General features: G+C 61.2%; 17 protein-coding genes. 7 read left to right on the top strand and 10 right to left on the bottom strand.

Annotation, left to right across the window (positions count from 1 at the left end; translation table 11 throughout):
• Both WA904_RS16660 and WA904_RS16655 read left to right on the top strand, forming a co-directional pair.
• Positions 1 to 505, top strand: a 505-nt coding sequence (locus WA904_RS16660) for an efflux RND transporter periplasmic adaptor subunit (protein WP_425198247.1), incomplete at its 5' end; no start/stop codon positions are given.
• Positions 506 to 516: 11 nt separating this feature from the next.
• Positions 517 to 3651 carry an efflux RND transporter permease subunit gene (locus WA904_RS16655; protein WP_425198246.1) on the top strand — a complete coding sequence of 1045 codons (3135 nt, stop codon included), beginning with the start codon at positions 517 to 519 and terminating at the stop codon, positions 3649 to 3651.
• A 117-nt stretch (positions 3652 to 3768) separates the two neighbouring features.
• Here WA904_RS16655 and rfaE2 read toward each other — a convergent pair whose 3' ends face one another.
• The 4 genes from rfaE2 to WA904_RS16635 all read right to left on the bottom strand — a co-directional run bounded on the left by rfaE2 (position 3769) and on the right by WA904_RS16635 (position 6900).
• Positions 3769 to 4272 (bottom strand): D-glycero-beta-D-manno-heptose 1-phosphate adenylyltransferase, encoded by a 504-nt coding sequence (rfaE2, locus tag WA904_RS16650; RefSeq protein WP_425198245.1) that lies wholly within the window; start codon positions 4270 to 4272, stop codon positions 3769 to 3771.
• 9 nt (positions 4273 to 4281) lie between these two features.
• On the bottom strand, positions 4282 to 4632 hold the full coding sequence (locus WA904_RS16645; protein WP_425198244.1) for a Rid family hydrolase: 351 nt from the start codon (positions 4630 to 4632) through the stop codon (positions 4282 to 4284).
• Positions 4632 to 5501: a ferritin-like domain-containing protein gene (locus tag WA904_RS16640; protein WP_425198243.1), complete on the bottom strand. Its 870-nt coding sequence runs from the start codon at positions 5499 to 5501 to the stop codon at positions 4632 to 4634. The genes WA904_RS16645 and WA904_RS16640 overlap by 1 nt, the downstream gene beginning before the upstream one ends.
• 772 nt (positions 5502 to 6273) lie before the next feature.
• Positions 6274 to 6900: a glutathione S-transferase family protein gene (locus tag WA904_RS16635; RefSeq protein ID WP_425198242.1), complete on the bottom strand. Its 627-nt coding sequence runs from the start codon at positions 6898 to 6900 to the stop codon at positions 6274 to 6276.
• 131 nt (positions 6901 to 7031) lie between these two features.
• On the opposite strand from WA904_RS16635, the gene purB reads away from it, so the two are divergent.
• The gene (gene purB / locus WA904_RS16630) at positions 7032 to 8420 is read left to right on the top strand and encodes an adenylosuccinate lyase (protein ID WP_425198241.1); all 1389 of its coding nucleotides are present in this window, start codon (positions 7032 to 7034) and stop codon (positions 8418 to 8420) included.
• Positions 8421 to 8593: 173 nt separating this feature from the next.
• Here the strand turns inward: purB and WA904_RS16625 are convergent, their stop codons facing one another.
• Both WA904_RS16625 and WA904_RS16620 read right to left on the bottom strand, forming a co-directional pair.
• Positions 8594 to 8902, bottom strand: a complete 309-nt coding sequence (locus tag WA904_RS16625; protein WP_425198240.1) for a DUF2007 domain-containing protein — start codon at positions 8900 to 8902, stop codon at positions 8594 to 8596.
• Positions 8903 to 8978: 76 nt separating this feature from the next.
• Positions 8979 to 9419: a DUF3717 domain-containing protein gene (locus tag WA904_RS16620; RefSeq protein WP_425198239.1), complete on the bottom strand. Its 441-nt coding sequence runs from the start codon at positions 9417 to 9419 to the stop codon at positions 8979 to 8981.
• A gap of 465 nt (positions 9420 to 9884) precedes the next feature.
• Between WA904_RS16620 and WA904_RS16615 the strand changes: the two genes are divergently transcribed.
• The 3 genes from WA904_RS16615 (at position 9885) to WA904_RS16605 (ending at position 11585) form a co-directional block, all read left to right on the top strand.
• The gene (locus WA904_RS16615) at positions 9885 to 10616 is read left to right on the top strand and encodes a TerC family protein (protein WP_425198238.1); all 732 of its coding nucleotides are present in this window, start codon (positions 9885 to 9887) and stop codon (positions 10614 to 10616) included.
• A gap of 86 nt (positions 10617 to 10702) precedes the next feature.
• Positions 10703 to 11152 carry a hypothetical protein gene (locus tag WA904_RS16610; protein WP_425198237.1) on the top strand — a complete coding sequence of 150 codons (450 nt, stop codon included), beginning with the start codon at positions 10703 to 10705 and terminating at the stop codon, positions 11150 to 11152.
• Between the two features lie 82 nt (positions 11153 to 11234).
• Positions 11235 to 11585, top strand: coding sequence for a phage holin family protein (locus tag WA904_RS16605; protein WP_425198236.1), 351 nt, complete (start codon positions 11235 to 11237; stop codon positions 11583 to 11585).
• Here WA904_RS16605 and WA904_RS16600 read toward each other — a convergent pair.
• Positions 11544 to 13064, bottom strand: a complete 1521-nt coding sequence (locus WA904_RS16600) for a M48 family metalloprotease (RefSeq protein WP_425198235.1) — start codon at positions 13062 to 13064, stop codon at positions 11544 to 11546. The genes WA904_RS16605 and WA904_RS16600 overlap by 42 nt on opposite strands.
• A gap of 64 nt (positions 13065 to 13128) precedes the next feature.
• Entirely contained in the window at positions 13129 to 13908 is a 780-nt protein-coding gene (tfpZ, locus tag WA904_RS16595; protein WP_425198234.1) for a TfpX/TfpZ family type IV pilin accessory protein, read from the bottom strand.
• Between the two features lie 41 nt (positions 13909 to 13949).
• Between tfpZ and moaC the strand changes: the two genes are divergently transcribed.
• On the top strand, positions 13950 to 14438 hold the full coding sequence (gene moaC / locus WA904_RS16590) for a cyclic pyranopterin monophosphate synthase MoaC (protein ID WP_425198233.1): 489 nt from the start codon (positions 13950 to 13952) through the stop codon (positions 14436 to 14438).
• Between the two features lie 102 nt (positions 14439 to 14540).
• Here moaC and WA904_RS16585 read toward each other — a convergent pair whose 3' ends face one another.
• On the bottom strand, positions 14541 to 15854 hold the full coding sequence (locus WA904_RS16585) for a PglL family O-oligosaccharyltransferase (RefSeq protein ID WP_425198232.1): 1314 nt from the start codon (positions 15852 to 15854) through the stop codon (positions 14541 to 14543).
• Between the two features lie 298 nt (positions 15855 to 16152).
• The gene (locus WA904_RS16580; protein ID WP_425198231.1) at positions 16153 to 17922 is read right to left on the bottom strand and encodes a Wzy polymerase domain-containing protein; all 1770 of its coding nucleotides are present in this window, start codon (positions 17920 to 17922) and stop codon (positions 16153 to 16155) included.
• Between the last annotated feature and the right edge of the window lie 3 nt (positions 17923 to 17925).

Here is a 17925-nt window from a genome sequence, read left to right as displayed (position 1 = left end):
CGGCCGCATCACCACCGGCACCACGGCCGTCATCCGGCCGGCCAGCGGCGGCGAGCTGCGCGGCCGTGTGCGCATGATTGCGCCCACCGTCGATCCGCAGACGCGCTCGGCGCTGGTTTACGTGGACCTGCCGGCGTCGGCGGGCAAGGATGCGCCCGCCAAGGCCGGCATGTTCGCCCGTGGTGAATTCAACCTCGGCACGTCGGAAGCCCTGACTGTCCCGCAGCGCGCCATCGTGGTCCGCGACGGTTTCAACTTCGTCTTCCAGCTGGGCGCCGACAACCGGGTCAGCCAAGTCAAGGTGCAAACCGGCCGGCTGGTGGGCGACCGGGTCGAGGTGGTCTCGGGCCTGACAGCCGATGCGCGCATCGTGGTCGACGGTGCCGGCTTCCTCAACGACGGCGACCTGGTCCGCATTGCTGCTGCGCCGGGCGCGGCAACCGGCACACTCACATCAAATGCGGCTTCAGCCCCTGCTGCACCTGCCTCGGCAGCTAGCAAATAGGGAGCAAACTGATGAATGTTTCCTCCTGGTCAATCAAAAACCCGATTCCCGCGGTGATGCTGTTCGTGCTGCTGAGCTTCGGCGGCATGTTGTCCTTCAAGGCCATGAAGGTGCAGAACTTTCCCGACATCGACCTGCCGACCGTCAGTGTGTCGGCCTCGCTGCCGGGCGCCGCGCCCGCACAGCTTGAAACCGAAGTGGCGCGCAAGCTGGAAAATTCGATTGCCACTGTGCAGGGCCTCAAGCACATCTACACCAAGGTGCAGGACGGCGGCGTAACCATCACGGCCGAGTTCCGCCTGGAAAAACCGGTACAGGAAGCGGTGGACGATGTGCGTTCGGCCGTGGCGCGTGTGCGCTCCGACCTGCCCGGCGACGTGCGCGACCCCATCGTCAGCAAGGTGGACCTGGCTGGCCAGCCTGTGCTGGCTTTCACCGTCGCTTCGGGCCGCATGGACCCCGAGGCACTGTCCTGGTTTGTCGACAACACCATCTCGCGCAAGCTGCTCGCCGTGCGCGGCGTGGGTGCGGTCAACCGCGTGGGCGGCGTGACGCGCGAGGTGCGCATCGCGCTCGATCCATCGAAGCTGCAGGCGCTGGGCGCCAGCGCCGCTGACATCTCGCGCCAGCTCAAGCAGGTACAAACCGAAAGTGCCGGTGGCCGCACCGACCTGGGCGGCAGCGAGCAGCCCGTGCGCACCCTGGCCACGGTGAAATCCGCCGAAGAGCTGGCACGGCTGGAGCTCTCGCTCACGGACGGCAGGCGCATCCGGCTTGACCAGGTGGCCACCGTCACCGATACCTATGCCGACCCGCGGTCGGCGGCGCTGCTCGACGGCAAGCCGGTGGTCGGTTTTGAGGTTGCGCGCAGCCGCGGCGAGAGTGAAGTCACCGTCGGGGCCGCTGTGCAGGTGGCGCTGGCCGAACTCAAGGCACAGCACCCCGACCTGGTGCTGACCGAGGCCTTCAATTTCGTCACCCCGGTCGAAGAAGAATACGACGGCTCGATGGCGCTGCTGTACGAAGGCGCACTGCTGGCGGTGCTGGTGGTCTGGTTGTTCCTGCGCGACTGGCGCGCCACTTTTGTGTCGGCCGTGGCGCTGCCGCTGTCGGTGATCCCGGCTTTCATCGGCATGTACTTGCTGGGCTTCTCGATCAACGTGGTGACGCTGCTGGCGCTCTCGCTGGTGATCGGCATTCTGGTCGATGACGCCATCGTGGAGGTGGAAAACATCGTGCGCCACCTGCGCATGGGCAAGACGCCCTACCAGGCAGCCATGGAGGCGGCCGACGAGATCGGCCTGGCGGTGGTGGCCACCACCTTCACGCTGATTGCGGTGTTTTTGCCGACGGCCTTCATGAGCGGTGTGGCCGGCAAGTTTTTCAAGCAGTTCGGCTGGACCGCTTCGCTGGCCGTGTTCGCCTCGCTGGTGGTGGCGCGGGTGCTGACGCCCATGATGGCGGCCTACATCCTCAAGCCCATCGTCGGTGACCACAAGGACCCGGGCTGGATGCGTGTGTACATGCGCATGGCCACCTGGTGCCTGAAGCATCGCGTGACGACCATGGTGGCGGCCACGCTGTTTTTCTTCGGCTCCATCATGCTGATCCCGCTGCTGCCCACGGGCTTCATTCCACCGGACGACAACTCACAGACCCAGGTCTACATCGAGCTGCCGCCCGGTTCCACTCTGGCGCAAACCAAGGCCTCGGCTGAGCAGGCGCGGCTGCTGGTCAGCAAGGTCGAACATGTACGCAGTGTCTACACCACCATAGGCGGCGGCAGCGCCGGCACCGACCCGTTTGCCATGTCCGGTGCGGCCGAAACGCGCAAGGCCACCCTGACGGTGCTGCTGACCGAGCGCACCGAGCGACCGCGCAAGCAGGGCATCGAAAACAAGATGCGTACAGCCCTGGAAGCCCTGCCCGGCGTACGCACCAAGGTTGGCCTGGGCGGCTCGGGCGAAAAATACGTGCTGGTGCTGACGGGCGAAGACCCGGTGGCCTTGCAGGCTGCGGCGCTGGCCGTGGAAAAAGACTTGCGCACCGTGCCCGGTCTGGGCAGCGTGGCCTCCACCGCCAGTCTGATCCGGCCCGAGATCGCCGTGCGGCCCGACTTCGCACGCGCGGCCGACCTCGGCGTGACCAGCGCAGCGATCGGCGAAACGTTGCGGATAGCGACCCTGGGCGACTACGACGTTTCCCTGCCCAAGCTCAACCTGCCGGAGCGCCAGGTTCCGATTGTCGTGAAGCTCGACGATGCGGCACGCAAGGACCTCAGCGTGCTGGAACGCCTGGCGGTGCCGGGCACCAAGGGCCCGGTGATGCTGGGCCAAGTGGCGACGCTGGAGATTGCCGGCGGGCCGGCGGTGATCGACCGTTACGACCGTTCGCGCAACGTCAACTTCGAGATCGAACTCTCCGGCCTGCCGTTGGGCGACGTGACCAAGGCGGTACAGGAACTGCCCGCCGTGAAAAACCTGCCGGCCGGCGTGAAGGTGGTGGAAATCGGCGATGCCGAAGTCATGGGCGAGCTGTTTGCCAGCTTCGGCCTGGCCATGCTGACCGGTGTGCTGTGCATCTACATCGTGCTGGTGCTGCTGTTCAAGGACTTCCTGCACCCGGTAACGATTCTGGCCGCCCTGCCGCTGGCGCTGGGCGGCGCCTTCGTCGGCCTGCTGATCGCGCAGAAGAGTTTTTCCATGCCCTCGCTGATCGGCCTGATCATGCTAATGGGCATTGCGACCAAAAACTCCATCCTGCTGGTCGAGTACGCCATCGTCGCGCGGCGCGACCACGGCATGACCCGCATGGAGGCCCTGCTGGACGCCTGCCACAAGCGGGCCCGGCCCATCATCATGACCACCCTGGCCATGGGCGCCGGCATGATGCCGATTGCCCTCGGCCTCGGCGCGGCCGACCCGAGTTTTCGCTCGCCGATGTCGATTGCGGTGATTGGCGGTCTGATTACGTCCACCGTGCTGAGCCTGCTGGTGGTGCCGGCGGTGTTCACCTACATCGATGACATCGAACATGGTTTCAGACGCCTGGCGGCACGCCTGCGCGGCCAGCGTTATGAGCCACCGGAAACGCAGAACCGCCAGCAGGCTTCCGACGCCAGACCGGCGGAGTTGCCAGCGCCGTAAGCAGGGCGCCAAGGGGTTCCAGCGCGGGCTTGCATACAAAATCAGGCTTTCGTCCTTTGCTGGCGGGCGCAGACAGCTATCTATTCAATAGCATTTCAAAGAAGAACGGCAAACGCGTCAGGGCTGCTGCCGGATCTTTCGCACCAGGGCAGTCGTTGAGTAACCATCAACAAACGGGATGGCCCGCGCCTTGCCGCCGTAACTTTTGACCACGGCGGTTTCGGCGAGCTTGTCCATGTCGTAGTCGCCGCCCTTGACCAGGATGGCCGGCTTGAGTTCGGCGATGAGTTCCAGCGGCGTGTCTTCGTCAAACCAGGTGACGAGACTGACGGACTCCAGCGCAGCCATCAGCACCGCACGGTCTTCCTCGTTGTTCAGGGGCCGGTCCGGACCCTTGCCCAGCCGCCGGGCCGAGGCGTCGGTGTTGAGCGCCACCACCAGACTGCCGCCCAGGGCCCGCGCGTTGGCAAGGTAAGTTGCGTGGCCGCGGTGCAGCACATCGAACACGCCATTGGTGAACACCACCGGTTTGGGAAGCGCAGCAACACGCTGCGCCGCTTCGGCGCGCGCGACAATTTTTTTCGTGAAGGTTGGCGGGGAGGTGGGCGACGCGCTTTGCATCACGCGACTTTACCGGAAGGCCGTGGCTACCATCTCCACGAGCAAGCCGCCGTCCAGCTGGGCGCCAATCACCGCGCGTTGCGGCCAGGTCGCACTGTCCTCGCCAATCCACTGGCGCCAGGCGGCATCCAGTGCGGGCTTGTTGCGGAAATCGGTCAGGAAAACCTGCACACTGAGCAAGCCGGCCCGGGAAGCGCCCACATGGGCGAGGTGGGCGTCAAGCATGGAGAGCGTTTGTGCAAGCTGCGCGGGAAAATCGAGCGCCGCATCGCTTGCGTTGGCCACCGCAAACACCTGCACACCGCGGGCCACCACGCGGCTGCGGCCGCCCGCTGCGCTCGGCCAGCGCAGGTCCTGCATCAGGTGCCGCTGGGAGCCGGCTTGACAGCGATCGAGGCTGCGATTTCCCGGCTCAGTTCCTTGCGGTAACGGTTGAGCTCCTGCACGGTCTTGAAGCTCTGGTTCATCAACAGGCTCATGTTGTGCAGGATGCGCTCCACCACCTTGCCTTCCCAGACGGCATCGAAGTTGATCTGCTTGTCCAGCCAGTGCTCCAGCCACTCGGGGTTGGGCAGGCGCGACTGGATGGTGTCGCGCGGGAACAGGCTTTTGTTCACATGCAGGTTGGTCGGGTGCAGGGCCTGCGCAGTGCGGCGGGCACTGGCCATGAGCACACCGACCTTGGTGAAGGCGGCCCTGGCGTCGTTGCCGAAATTGTTGATTGCGCGTTTCATGTAGCGCAGGTAGGCGCCGCCGTGTCGTGCCTCGTCCTGGCTGAGCTGGGTGTAGATCTGCTTGATGACGGGCTCGGTGTGCCACTCGCTGGCGCGGCGGTACCAGTGGTTCAGGCGGATTTCGCCGCAGAAATGGAGCATCAGCGTTTCCAGCGCGGGGGCGGGTTCGAACTCGAAACGCACTTCGTGCAGCTCTTTTTCGGTCGGGGCCAGCTCGGGGCGGAAACGCCGCAGATATTCCATCAGCACCAGCGAATGTTTCTGCTCTTCAAAAAACCAGATCGACATGAAGGCGGAAAAGTCGCTGTCGTCCTTGTTGTCGCGCAGAAACATCTCGGTAGCCGGCAGGGCGGACCATTCCGTGATGGCGTTCATCTTGATGGTTTGCGCCTGCTCGTCGGTCAACCGGGATGCGTCGAAGCTCGCCCAGGGAATGTCCTTGTCCATGTCCCAACGGACCGATTCCAGTTGTTTGAAGAGTTCCGGGTAAAGCATACGGATTCCTTATGCGGCACATGCCGTGAGATTCAGCCGATTTTAGGGGCTGAATATGACAACTCTTTTCAACAGGGCCTTTTAGGCCAACTTCGCGAAAGATTCGAGAGGATTGAGCTCTTTTGAACCCCTTTAATCCTTCTACACCGTTCCAGCCGCGCTGGATAGCAGCCAATGCCACCAGAAAAAGCCGTGACATAACGCGGCAGTCGGGCGCGTCAGAGATCCCTTTCGAACAGAATCCCGACGCACCGGGCGCCGCGGAGCAGAAACTGGCATCGACGTGGCAGCAGGCTCCTGAGGCCAGCCTGTTAACAAAACTTTACCTGGATTGTCCTGCCGTCAGGGAACTGCAGGCAGCCTGGCGGACTCTCACCCTTACCGGTGCGGCTTGTTGAGCAACTACGCCGGCACCATCAGTTTTTTGTTGCGAAGACTTCCAGGCCCTTGCGGTCCGGATGCAATCCCGAGGCGGTTCTCCTCCTCCTCCCTCCCTCCCTTGTTCGCATCGGGGCGCTTCGCAGCATTTTTATCTTCCAGCGGCTGGGCTGACTTGCCCAGCCCGCTTCCCCGAAGTCCATCGCGGCCCGGTTATCCGGCAGGCAGTCGCAAAAGAGCCCAGTCCGATCTCGTGTTGCCTGAAACTGGCAGTGACCATGAAAGCTGCGCGTGGACAGGCAGCCTGCGCCACGCCAGCAAGGAGCGAACTCCTGTTTTTATAGCTGTTCGCGCCCTGTTTACAGGGGCGGGCGGCCTGTTTAATGCGTGAAAATCAGGCGGGCTGGGTGTCGGCGAAACTTGGGCGCTGCATCAGCTTTTCATACAGGCGCGCGAGATTGGGGTAAGGCGTGCGCCAGTCGATCTGGGCAAAACGAAAGTCCAGGTAACCCAGCGCGCAGCCGACGGCAATGTCGGACAGGCTCAGATGGATGCCGCTGCAGAAAGCTTTCTCGCCCAGGCCCGTGCTCATGGCCCGTACCGTGGTGTCGATTTTCGACATCTGGCGGTCAATCCAGGCTTGAGAACGCTGCTTGTCGCTGCGGCCGGCCCAGGTCGACTCCAGCCGGGCCAGGATGGCGGCGTCGAGCAAGCCGTCGGCCAGCGCTTCCCAGGTTTTCACTTCGGCGCGTTCGCGGCCCTGCACAGGAATCAGCTTACCGACCGGTGACAGCGTGTCGAGGTATTCGACAATCACACGCGAGTCGAAAACGGCCTCTTCCGAGCCGTTGGCGCCTTCCATCACCAGGCAGGGCACCTTGCCGAGTGGGTTGGATTCGGCCATGGTGGTGCCTGCAGCCCAGACGTCTTCGATGACAAATTGATAGTCGAGTTTTTTCTCGGCCATCACAATGCGCACCTTGCGCACATAGGGGCTGCTGGTGGATCCAATGAGTTTCATAGCTATATCTTTTGTCGTGAGCCCAAGTCGATTTGCATTCTATCGAGTAAGCGGCAACCCGGACTGGCAGGTACCCAAAAGTATCCAAACCGGCATCCGGGGCGCCGGGCCGGCCGCCTACAATTGGCACCATGAACCCGTCCACCAGTTTCACCATCACCGCCTTGTCTCCTCTGGACGGCCGCTATGCCGCCAAACTCGCTCCGCTGCGGCCGCTGATGTCGGAGCTCGGCTACATGCATCGCCGCGTTCAGGTGGAGGTTGCCTGGTTCATTGCCCTGTCGGATGCGGGCTTTGCCGAGTTCAAGCCGCTGACCCCGGGCGCGCGGACCTATCTGCTCGGGCTGGTCAAACATTTTTCCGAGAACGACGCGGCCGCGATCAAGGAGATAGAAAAAACCACCAACCACGACGTGAAAGCGGTCGAATACTGGATCAAGTCGAAATTCGAGGCCAGGCCCGAGCTGCAGGCCGCAGCCGAATTCGTGCATTTCGCCTGCACCAGCGAAGACATCAACAACACCAGCCACGCGCTGCAGCTCAAAAGCAGCCGCGAGCAGGTGCTGCTCCCGGCACTGGACAAGGTCATCACGCAACTGCGCGTGATGGCCCACCTCTATGCCGATGAGCCCATGCTCAGCCGCACGCACGGCCAGACCGCCAGCCCGACCACCGTGGGCAAGGAGATCGCCAACGTGGTGGCGCGCCTGGACGTGGCCCGCGAGCGCATCGCCGCCATCAAACTGATGGCCAAAATGAACGGCGCGGTCGGCAACTACAACGCCCACCTCTCGGCCTGGCCCGACTTCGACTGGGAAGCGTTGAGCCGGCGCGTCATCGAGTCGCCCGAGCCGCTGGGCCTGGGCCTGAGCTTTCAGCCCTACAGCATCCAGATCGAGCCGCACGACTACATGGCCGAGCTGTTTGACGCCATCGCACGCACCAACACCATCCTGATCGACCTCGCACGCGATGTCTGGGGTTATGTCAGCGTGGGCTACTTCAAGCAACGCCTGAAAGCCGGTGAAATCGGCTCCAGCACCATGCCGCACAAGGTCAACCCGATTGATTTTGAAAATGCCGAAGGCAACCTCGGCCTGGCCAATGCCCTGCTGCGCCATCTCAGCGAAAAGCTGCCGATCAGCCGCTGGCAACGCGACCTGACCGACAGCACCGTACTGCGCAACATGGGCGTGGCCTTCGGTTACGCCGTATTGGCCTACAGCTCGCTGAGCGTGGGCCTGGGCAAGCTCGAGCTCAACAGCGAAGCGTTGACCGACGACTTGGACAGCTCCTGGGAAGTGCTGGCTGAGCCCATCCAGACCGTCATGCGCCGCTATGGCGTGCAGGGTGCCTATGAAAAGCTCAAGGAAGTCACGCGCGGCAAAGCCGTGACGGCCGAGGCACTGCATGGGCTGATCCGCTCACTGGAGATCCCGGACGCCGAGAAAAAACGACTGCTCGCCATGACACCGGCCAGCTACATCGGCAAGGCTTCCGAACTGGCCAAAAGGGTTTAGCCCCCGAGGCCTTGCAGGCCGCGGCTCGCTAGAAGCTTCGCCTCTGTCGCCTGTCCAAAGCTGCGCAGGCAGCTTTGGAGCCGCAGGCTCCAGCCCCTCGGGGGCCGCTGCGCCTGCGGACCGGCAAAGCCGGACCCGCGGCCCCTGCTTGGTGAAAATGCGGTAGCCACGCTTCAGACAGGGGCTGGCATGTCGGCGCCACAAGACCAGCACTGCTCAAAGCCACCCTCGACGGTTTCGCCGCAGGTACACAGCCAGTGCCGCTGTGGCAGATTCTGCAGGCTGTGCAGCAATGCCTCGGCGCGCGGTTTTTCATGGTCGTGGGTGAGCCAGACTTCCGGCTCGCACTGGTCGGGCGGCAATTCTCCCGCCACGCTGCCAAGGAAATAACGCTGCACCGTGGCTGAAAAACCCGCTTGCTGCAACACGTCGACCCACAACGCGGCGATGGCAATGTTGGGGGCGCGGGCGAGGCGGAGCATGGAGCCAGTTTACTCCTGAATGTATAGCTGCCAGCGCCCGTCATATATGGGCTGGAGGCCAAAAAGACCTGAGGATTCAGGAATGGAGGACGCCATTGGCCGGTGTGTCCCGGTTTTCCAGCGCACGGTCGGCATAACGGCCAAAACGCCAGGCCGTCGCCTCCTGCGTGATGCGCCGCCAGGTCCCGCGCTTGGCCACCGGGCTCATTTCCGGCCAGCGCTGCACCTCTTCAAAGGTGCGGCCACAGCCCTTGCACAACTCATCGCCCTGACTGGTCGAGCAGATGGCGATGCAGGGTGTGTCTGCCGTCGTGTCATACCAGGCACGCCAGGCCGCCATGGCCGCTGGCGGAAAGCCGCTTTCGCTGGCTTCATCCTCACGGTAGAACACCAGCAGCGCATACACTTCGGCCAACGCCCGCAACTCGGGCGCAAGCGTCACGCCGTCGGGCGACGGCTTTTCAGCGCGCCAGTAATTGATGGCCGCTTCGATGTCGGTGATGTGGATGCCAGGCATAGGAAATTGAGTACGAAAAAACAGCACGCACGCGTGCTGGTGACAAGAGGCTGCCGGGACAGCGAATTATCGGGGAGATATGGAGGAGGGGCCATCGGCTTTCGCATCTGTACCCGTTTTTGCGGGAAAGTCCTACAGAACGGGACTTGCGCTAAATCAAGATCTATCGGTAAAATACAGCCACGAAGGGGAGTAACTCCCTCGTTTTGCTGCAATATAAAATAAAACAGACAAACAGCAGAATTGCTACGACAAGTCGTCACTTCGAAGCTTACGCTTCCGGCTTGTTGGGCATGCAGCGACACTGCATGTCGAGCCAGACCTTCGATTGAAACCTGTACGGGTTTGATCGAGGCGTTCGCAGCACCCAGGCGCTGCATCACCCACTGACCTGTCCAGTTTCAACGAAGCCGGAAATCCGTCTGCGGATTTCCACGTCGAAACTCGATTTGGAGTGTGTGAATCATGGAACTGTTTTCTACGCCCTGGTGGTCCGCCTTACTGGCAATCATCCTGATTGACCTTGTACTGGCGGGCGATAACGCCATCGTCATTGCCCTGGCAGCACGCAACCTGCCCTCTCATCTTCAGAAAAAAGCCATCGCCTGGGGCACCGTGGGTGCCATCGTTGTCCGTTCGGCCATGACCGTGGGTGTGGTGTGGCTACTGAAAATTCCCGGCCTGATGCTGGTCGGCGGCCTGGGCCTGCTGTGGATTGCCTACAAGCTGCTGGCGGACCAGGGCGACAAGGAGCATGACGGCCCCATCGCCAGCACCTTCTGGGGTGCGATGAAAACCATTGTGGTCGCCGACGCATTGATGGGTATCGACAATGTGCTGGGCGTGGCAGGTGCCGCCCACGGTTCGTTTGATCTCGTCATCATCGGCCTGCTGGTCAGCGTTCCCATTGTCGTGTTTGGCAGCACCATGGTGCTCAAACTGGTTGAGCGCTTCCCCATGATCATCAATATCGGCGCGGCCGTGCTGGCCTTTACCGCCGCGAAGATGATCGTGAGCGAACCCCTGCTTGACGTCGTCTACGGCGGCCCCGAGGCCATGCCAGCGTCCGACACCTTGCATCGCGTTGCTCAATGGGGGACCTATGCCCTGGCGGTCGTCGGGGTGCTGGGTGGCGGCTGGTGGGCGACACGCCGCGCCAGGTCCAGCCATGGCAACAACAAACTGATCACGGAATAAACATCACCGAGCAAACGCAGGGGCCAGGACGGCCCCCGCAGCGCAGCCAGAGAGTCCACATAGCACGTAAAACCAAGGAGAACTTTATGGACAACATGATTGTTTACATTGATGAAGCCGCGTATGCACTGAAAATGCTGACACCCATGCTACCGTCCGGCACAGCACGCACGCCCACGCGCTGGATTGTGGTGGGGTGTGCACCGCGCATCACACACAACGCCAGCAAGTGGGTGACCAACAGCGCCCGCCAGAGCTGGCGCGGCAAATGGGCCGACAAAGTCTTTGAGCAAGTCGTCCCCCTGCTGCAAGGCCCGGACGATTCCGTGATTACCCAGGTCGCGCGCGGTCCTCTGTGCGATTTGACGGAGACGCTGCTTGCCCAGTACGGCGCTGCCCGCGTGCTGGATGCGCGCCGGCCGAAGCTGGGCCAAGACCTGCAACCTGTCACCCGGCAACAACCTCAAGACCCCCAAGGCGTCTGGGGCTATGCAGCCGTGGTAGCCAGCGCGGGCGTGTTGCTGGCTGCAGACTGAGCAGGGCGGGTCCTGCTGCGGTGTGTCCGCCTGCCCGACAACGGCAGAAGGCATGCCGCGCCATGGTGCTATTCTTGCAACCATGAAACTCATCGTCAAATGGCTTTGCAGCGCCGCCGCCTTGCTGGCGGTGGCTTATCTCTATTCCGGCGTGACAGTGACCAGTTTTCCTGCGGCGCTGCTTGCGGCGGCCGTCCTTGGCGCCCTCAACATCGTGGTACGTCCGGTGCTGGTTCTGCTGACCCTGCCCGTGACCTTGGTGACGCTGGGCCTGTTCCTGTTTGTCATCAACGCGCTCATGTTCTGGGCCGCCGCCAGCTTGCTCAGCGGCTTGCAAGTCACGGGTTTTGTAGCCGCCCTGATCGGCTCGCTGATTTATTCGGTACTACAGCTAGCGATCGAGTTTCTCCTGGAGCGCCTGCTCCCGAAGTAGCTGATCTATCTCGCGCGCGCGGGTGTCGATGATGGAGGCATCAATGTAGCTGTTCGTCCCGACGCCCCCCTCGCGGCCACTTCGAATCACATCCTGCGCGGCCTTGAAGCGGTCACGTGCCGCGGGATAGTCAAGTTGGGCCACACGGCTTTCCGCATCGGCACGGATAGCCCTCAGCGTTAGCCCTTGCTGGCCATAGGCCGTTGCGAGCAATTGCCAGGCGACGGCATCTTTGGGATGCGTGGTGACCCAGCCTTGCAGGGCGCCTGAAGCGTCCTGCGCACGGCCAGCGGCCAGGTCGGCCCTGGCCTGCAACCACAGGGCGGCCCAGCTGCGGGTGTTTCCCAGCTTCGGCAGGCTGGCCGTGTTGCCGGCCGCCAACTCGATCTCCAAAGCGAGCCATTCGACAGGTTCGGCCACTGCACTCGACGGCGTCGGCGCCGACTTCAACTTGCCCACCAGGCTGCGCGCCAGCGCGTGATCGCGCAAACGGCTTGCCGCCAGGGCACCGGCATACAGGGCACCGGCATCTCGTACCGTCACTGCAGCCGCGGCAGCAGGCTGCGACACGCGCTGCGCATCAGCGACCAGAGGACGCAGGCCATCCACACCCGGGTCAGCCAGCACACGCGCCCGCGCGGCCATCATGGCGTGCAGTACGCGCGCGTTGCCTGCGTCTGTGTTGCCCGCCGGCGAAGCTGTCACCCCATCCAGCTGCAGTCGGCCCTTGACCTCGGCGATGCGTTCTGTCGTCAGCGGGTGGCTGCGCAGGTAAGGAAAGGATCCGTTGTCGTTGAGCCGCGAAGCCTGTTGCAATTTTTCGAACATGCTGGCGAAGCCCTGTTTGTCGAAACCAGCGTCGGCCATCACGCTAAACCCAATCCGATCGGCTTCGCGCTCCATGTCACGGGAAAAATTGAGCTGGTTCTGCACCGCGACCGCCTGCCCGCCGGCGATCGCGGCGTTGGCGGCATCCGGGTTCTTGCTGGCGGCAAGGGCACCCAAAATCATGGCCCCAATGAGCCAGGGCATTTGCTGGCTTTGCTTGCTCATCAGCCGGGAAATGTGCCGCTGCGTCACATGCGTCAATTCATGTGCCATTACCGAAGCCAGTTCGTCGCGGGTGGCCACCGCGCCTATCAGTCCCAGGTGCACGCCAAGATAACCGCCAGGCAAGGCAAAGGCGTTGATGCTGCGGTCCCGGATCTGCATGACCTCCCAGGCAAAGCGCTCCTCCAGTTCAGGACCAAGCTCACCCCGGGCCCGCGCCGCCTTCATCAGGGGTTGCCAGATGCCCTGCAGGTAGTCGCCCAGCACCGGGTCGTCCAGGTAGTCCGGGTCGCGGTAAATGCTGCTGGCGATCCGGTCACCAAGACGCCTTTCCGCACCGGCAGACAGCTCCGACGTGTCGCCCAGCGCCGGCAGGGCACCGCTGGGCTGAACCGGAGCCGGCTGAGCCCGCGCCAAACCTGCAGACACTATCAAAAGTGTAGCTGCCAGCGCAACACAGTCCTTGGCAAACCGTCTGTTTGGCTTAAAGAATTTAGAAAGAGTCGATGGGGACAAAAGCAATCACCTCGGTGGTATGAAGATCCAGCAGAACTGTCCAGAATTTGTCGCGACCGGTCATGGGTACGTAGCCGATGGGCCGATTGGTGTTGCCACCCACCGAAGCAGATTTCAGGGCTGCGTCGATGGCGTCTGCCTTCGCCGGAAAACGGGTTTTCAAATCGCTGAGCGGCTTGGCAACATTGAGAATTTGCGGGTTGGCCTTTTCGTAGCTTTGCCAGAGAAAAGGTCTGGTACCTAATGGAAAGCCTTGCAAGGCAGCAAGGGTGGCATCCCCGCTTTCCTGCTGGTTCTTGAAGTTTCGTACCGAAAGCAGCACCGGACCAGTCCAAGGTAAATGCCGCAACTCCGGCGGCGCCAGACCCATCTCTTCTTCCGGAATATCCACAGCATGCACCACACGAAACCGGTCGAGCTCAAATGCGAGGTAAACCGGACGCGCGGCAGACACTGTCCACAAACCATAAGCCAGCGCCGCCACCTGCAATACACCAATCACCATCAGATCGCGGCGCAATTCGCTGACCGGCTTGCCGCGATTAAAAACCGCCAGCGTCAACAGAGGCCCCATGATCACGTCCACCACCACCACAATAAAAAACAGCTCCCGCCCCCCGGAAATCTCCCGATAGGGATAGGGATACCAAAGTGCGAAAACCAGCCCTGCGGCCAAGGCCGCAACAATCAGGCTCAGTGTGAAATGAATGCTGGCCGCCAACAAGCGGCTTTTCAATGAAGCGGAAAATGCGAACATACTCTTATGATGAGGGTTGCTTGTAAAGGTTTCGTAACAGTATGGCCACGACTTCACCACTGACACATTTTGACGGGCAAGGGCAGGCACACATGGTCAATGTGGCGAGCAAGGAGGCCACCCATCGGGTGGCCGTAGCACAAGGCCGCATCACCATGAATGCTGCCACATTGGCCATCATTCTGGGGGGCACCGCCAAAAAAGGCGACGTCCTCGGCATTGCCCGGATTGCCGGCATCATGGCCGCAAAAAAAACCAGCGACCTGATTCCCCTGTGCCATCCGCTGGCGCTGACCCGCGTGGCGATTGATTTCAGCTCCGGCACAGGTAGCACCAGCATTGTTTGCCAAGCGACGGTGGAAACGGTCGGGCCGACCGGCGTCGAGATGGAGGCGCTGACTGCGGTACAAGTGGCGTTGCTCACGATTTATGACATGTGCAAGGCCGCCGACCGGGGGATGACCATGACGGATATCCAGCTGCTGGAAAAACACGGCGGCAAGTCGGGAAGTTTTGTCGCCACTCCCTAGGAGCCAGTCGGACTTGGGAATCGTCGGCTGCAAATCGACCACAGCGGTCCAATTTTCGCTTTCGACGCCCCAACCCCGACTGGCTCCTGGCCGCGTCCAGGGTCAATCTGCAGGCCCGCCAGTCAGGCCGTTGGCATGGCGCCATTTTGTGTATTCGTCGGGAAAAGCTGCGCGGTAACGAACCAAATGCAGCAAGGCTTCATCGTCACGCCCCAGCATGACGGCACTTTCAATCACCTTTTCAATCACCCGCGGTTCGGGGGAGTAATGCAGCAAGGCTGTGGCAGTGTCGAAAGTCCACTGCGCATTGCTGCGCTTCAACGCGGTGGTCGTCAGTTCCGCAAACAGCACTTGGTTCCGGAAAAACCAGGATCCATGAACCTTGTCCAGCGTATTGTCACGGTAGGCCGGGTCGCGCGCCTGCGGCGCCAGGTAGAGCTGGCTGATGCAGTGGTAATCCCAGGCGGCGTAAGCCACCGTTGCCAATAATGCTGACGCCAGCACAAGCCGGACGACCGCTCCCACGTGCGCGTAGGGACACGAACCCGCCGCCTCTCTTAGCACCGGCCACAGCATCCACACGCACAGTCCGAACGCCATCTGGAACGGGCCGTACCACAGCGGATACTCCAGCATGCTGTGCAGCAAGATGACGGCCAGCACAGCCCAAACCATCTGGCGCGACGGGTCGGTTTCCCGCCACGGCCGGGCGCGCCACACCAGCCATGACAGGACCGCACACACCGCAGCGGAGAACGGTAAGCCCAGCTCCACGGCCAGATGCAAAGGCAGGTTGTGAGCGTTGTCCAGGATGTCGCAGAACCGTTCCTCGGGATACAAGGTCATGTAGTGGGCGTAGGCAAGTTCTCCCCATCCCCATCCGAGCCAGGGTTTTTCCGCGATCAAGGTCAACACGTTAAACCAAAGCACCATGCGGCTGTTGCAGCTAGGTATTTCATTCAATCGACTCAAGAGCGCTTCGCTCGACCGCCCGGATATCTCGGCAAGCAGATGCGGAAGGGCAATCGCCGCCAACAAATAAACAAGCATGACTTGCGCAACAAACACGGCCAATTTGCGATAGGCGGACAAATACCACCAGCACATTGCAGCTAAAATAAATGCCCATTCCAATAAACCGGTGCGGGAACTGCTGGCAGCGTTTCCCAGCGCCAGACACACGGCGCTTACCCAGGCCCACACAGGAATGCGTTGTTGGTGCGAGTAACTGGCGAGATGTCGCATCAAGGCGAGCAGTCCGATACTTGTCAAGGTCGCAAACTGATTGCGCTGGCGAAGATTGGCGAAGGCCGTTCCTGGCTGGGTGTGATTTATCCAGGGACTCAGAGCGTCGGCCAAGCCGAAATACTGGCAGACCCCAAACACCGCACTGGTAACCGCCGCAAAAATCCACATGCTCCCGATGAGCCTGGCGTCAAAGTGCCGCCAGAACAAGCCAATGAAAATCGCACATAAGGCAGACGTCAGCCACGGCCATGCATTGGACGAAGGCCCCGCTGTATAGGGGACCATCCAGGGCACAAAGATCAGCGCGCCTAGGCCAAGGTATCGAAACCCCCGCCACCCCGTTGAGTTATTCATCACCGACTGGCTAACAAAAATATTTTTTGGCTGGCAGCATAAGCCTGCAGGCTAGGCCCCAGTTCCGTAGACGCCTGACGGACCATCCTTGAACACGCATTCCTTGCTCGCGTTACCGGGGTATGTCAATGCCGTGCAGTTGAGGATACTTGTCTTCCGCGAGCTCACGCCAATTTGCACTGATGCTTTTAAAGGGCCTTTCACCGTGCATGGCGCGTATTATTCGAAGTTGCCGCACAGCTTCTGCCGAATTGCCATTGAGAGCCAAACTCAGCGCATAGCGATTCTGGGTCGCAGACCACGGGTAGCGCAATGCCACCTTGCGGGCGAGATCAAGCTCCTCGGTGGACATGCCCGGCCTGGGCACTATGCGGGCGCCGTTCATTAACGCATCGAGTTGTGTCAACAACACAATGTTGGGCCGCCGGTAATCTTCCGGTGTTTTTCCGATACGCAAGGCTTCAAACCGCGCGACGCGAAAGTCCTCTTCAATGGCCACATATTCCACCGCAGCCCAAACTGCGACAGCGCTGATAGCCGCAAGAAACACCCTTGCATGAAAAAGCGAAATCTGGAAACCCCTTCTTTTGCTCAAGATGCTTTCCAAAATACCCAGCGCGAACATCACTGGCACTAGGAAGTAGGCATATGCGAATGGGAACTCCAGCATGGAGTGAACTGCAAAAGGCAATACGAGTGCGATGCAATACCAAGGCAAAAAATCTGCTGTAGCTTGCAGCCGTCGCCACAACCAGATGGCGGCACCTAATCCCGCCATCACGGCAAGAGGCACGCCCATCCCCAATGCGAGATCAAGCAGAAGGTTGTGGCTATATAAAAAAGCTTCGCTCACCACATAGGAATGCGCCACCGCGTTGTGGGCTTTTGGAACTTGATTGAAGCCCCAGCCCAGCCAGGGCGCCCCGGATACTGCCTCCAGCAGCTGGCTCCATATCGCGAAACGACTCCCGGATTGAGTATTGAGCTCTGCGGCAACATCCGAAATCTTGACGACATCAAAAATCGAAGGCCAGCTCAGGAAAAGTCCAACCGTGACCACCAAGGCAATGGCAGCCATCGCAGAGGAAAGCCTGAAGCCAATCACCCTTCTTTTTGCCCCCCACCATACGGACAACAACAACAAACTCAACAGGCCGGTGCGGGATTCCGTGACCGCCAAGGCCAGGCTTAGAATTAAAAAAATGAGCGCGGTAGCGGGCAGGTGGAGCTTCTTGAATTCATACAAGGCGAGAAGACTCGCCATGCCCATCAACAGCAAAGTCGCCAAATGATTGGGCTGACCCAAGTTGGCTCCGGGGCGACGCATAAAAGGCATTGAATTGATCCAGATCGAGTGCTCCCACACTTCCAGCACCTGGGCAATTGCAATGACTGCCGATGCACAGCTGACCAAAAGCACCATGCTCGCAAGCAGCTTCAACGGTGATTCGTGTCGCTGCTGATGGCGGGAGTCTTTTTCAGCGCCATGCCCTGCGAGCGCAGCAAAGCCCAGCATCAGGCTGACGACGCATACAAACAGATAGATCACCAGCACGAAGGCATCGCCAGCAAACTCAATGCTGCCGACTGCAAGCTGACCGATCGCGAGGATGGCGGCCGCCATGAAAGGCAGCGCAAAGGCAGGAACAGAAAATCCGCGAACCGCATCATGGCCGTCAGGCCGAAGCACCGCCGCCCAGGCCAAAAGAAGTACGGCAAGGAATGCCAGCGCCTCGCCATAGAAGCTCACCCAAGGCAGCGAATGGAGAGGCAACAAACAGCTTGCCGCCCACAACACGCCTGCAGCCAAACTTCGGGAGCCGTAAAGAGAAAGACGCCCAAATTGGGCGTCTTTCAGAATTTGCACAGTGTGCAAAAACATCAA

This window comes from Polaromonas sp. (assembly GCF_049790275.1).
In the GTDB taxonomy this organism is placed as follows: Bacteria; Pseudomonadota; Gammaproteobacteria; order Burkholderiales; family Burkholderiaceae_C; genus Polaromonas.
Note: the sequence above shows the minus strand (reverse complement) of the source record. Positions and strands in the feature narration are given on the sequence as shown.

Coding starts and splice junctions, on each gene's coding strand:
- WA904_RS16645 (WP_425198244.1), bottom strand. CDS start 4,632: ATGCAGGACCTGCGCTGGCCGAGCGCAGCGGGCGGCCGCAGCCGCGTG.
- WA904_RS16605 (WP_425198236.1), top strand. CDS start 11,235: ATGAAACTCATCGTCAAATGGCTTTGCAGCGCCGCCGCCTTGCTGGCG.
- rfaE2 (WP_425198245.1), bottom strand. CDS start 4,272: ATGCAAAGCGCGTCGCCCACCTCCCCGCCAACCTTCACGAAAAAAATT.
- WA904_RS16655 (WP_425198246.1), top strand. CDS start 517: ATGAATGTTTCCTCCTGGTCAATCAAAAACCCGATTCCCGCGGTGATG.
- WA904_RS16625 (WP_425198240.1), bottom strand. CDS start 8,902: ATGCTCCGCCTCGCCCGCGCCCCCAACATTGCCATCGCCGCGTTGTGG.
- WA904_RS16640 (WP_425198243.1), bottom strand. CDS start 5,501: ATGCTTTACCCGGAACTCTTCAAACAACTGGAATCGGTCCGTTGGGAC.
- tfpZ (WP_425198234.1), bottom strand. CDS start 13,908: ATGTTCGCATTTTCCGCTTCATTGAAAAGCCGCTTGTTGGCGGCCAGC.
- WA904_RS16615 (WP_425198238.1), top strand. CDS start 9,885: ATGGAACTGTTTTCTACGCCCTGGTGGTCCGCCTTACTGGCAATCATC.
- WA904_RS16610 (WP_425198237.1), top strand. CDS start 10,703: ATGGACAACATGATTGTTTACATTGATGAAGCCGCGTATGCACTGAAA.
- WA904_RS16635 (WP_425198242.1), bottom strand. CDS start 6,900: ATGAAACTCATTGGATCCACCAGCAGCCCCTATGTGCGCAAGGTGCGC.
- moaC (WP_425198233.1), top strand. CDS start 13,950: ATGGCCACGACTTCACCACTGACACATTTTGACGGGCAAGGGCAGGCA.
- WA904_RS16585 (WP_425198232.1), bottom strand. CDS start 15,854: ATGTGGATTTTTGCGGCGGTTACCAGTGCGGTGTTTGGGGTCTGCCAG.
- WA904_RS16620 (WP_425198239.1), bottom strand. CDS start 9,419: ATGCCTGGCATCCACATCACCGACATCGAAGCGGCCATCAATTACTGG.
- purB (WP_425198241.1), top strand. CDS start 7,032: ATGAACCCGTCCACCAGTTTCACCATCACCGCCTTGTCTCCTCTGGAC.
- WA904_RS16580 (WP_425198231.1), bottom strand. CDS start 17,922: ATGTTTTTGCACACTGTGCAAATTCTGAAAGACGCCCAATTTGGGCGT.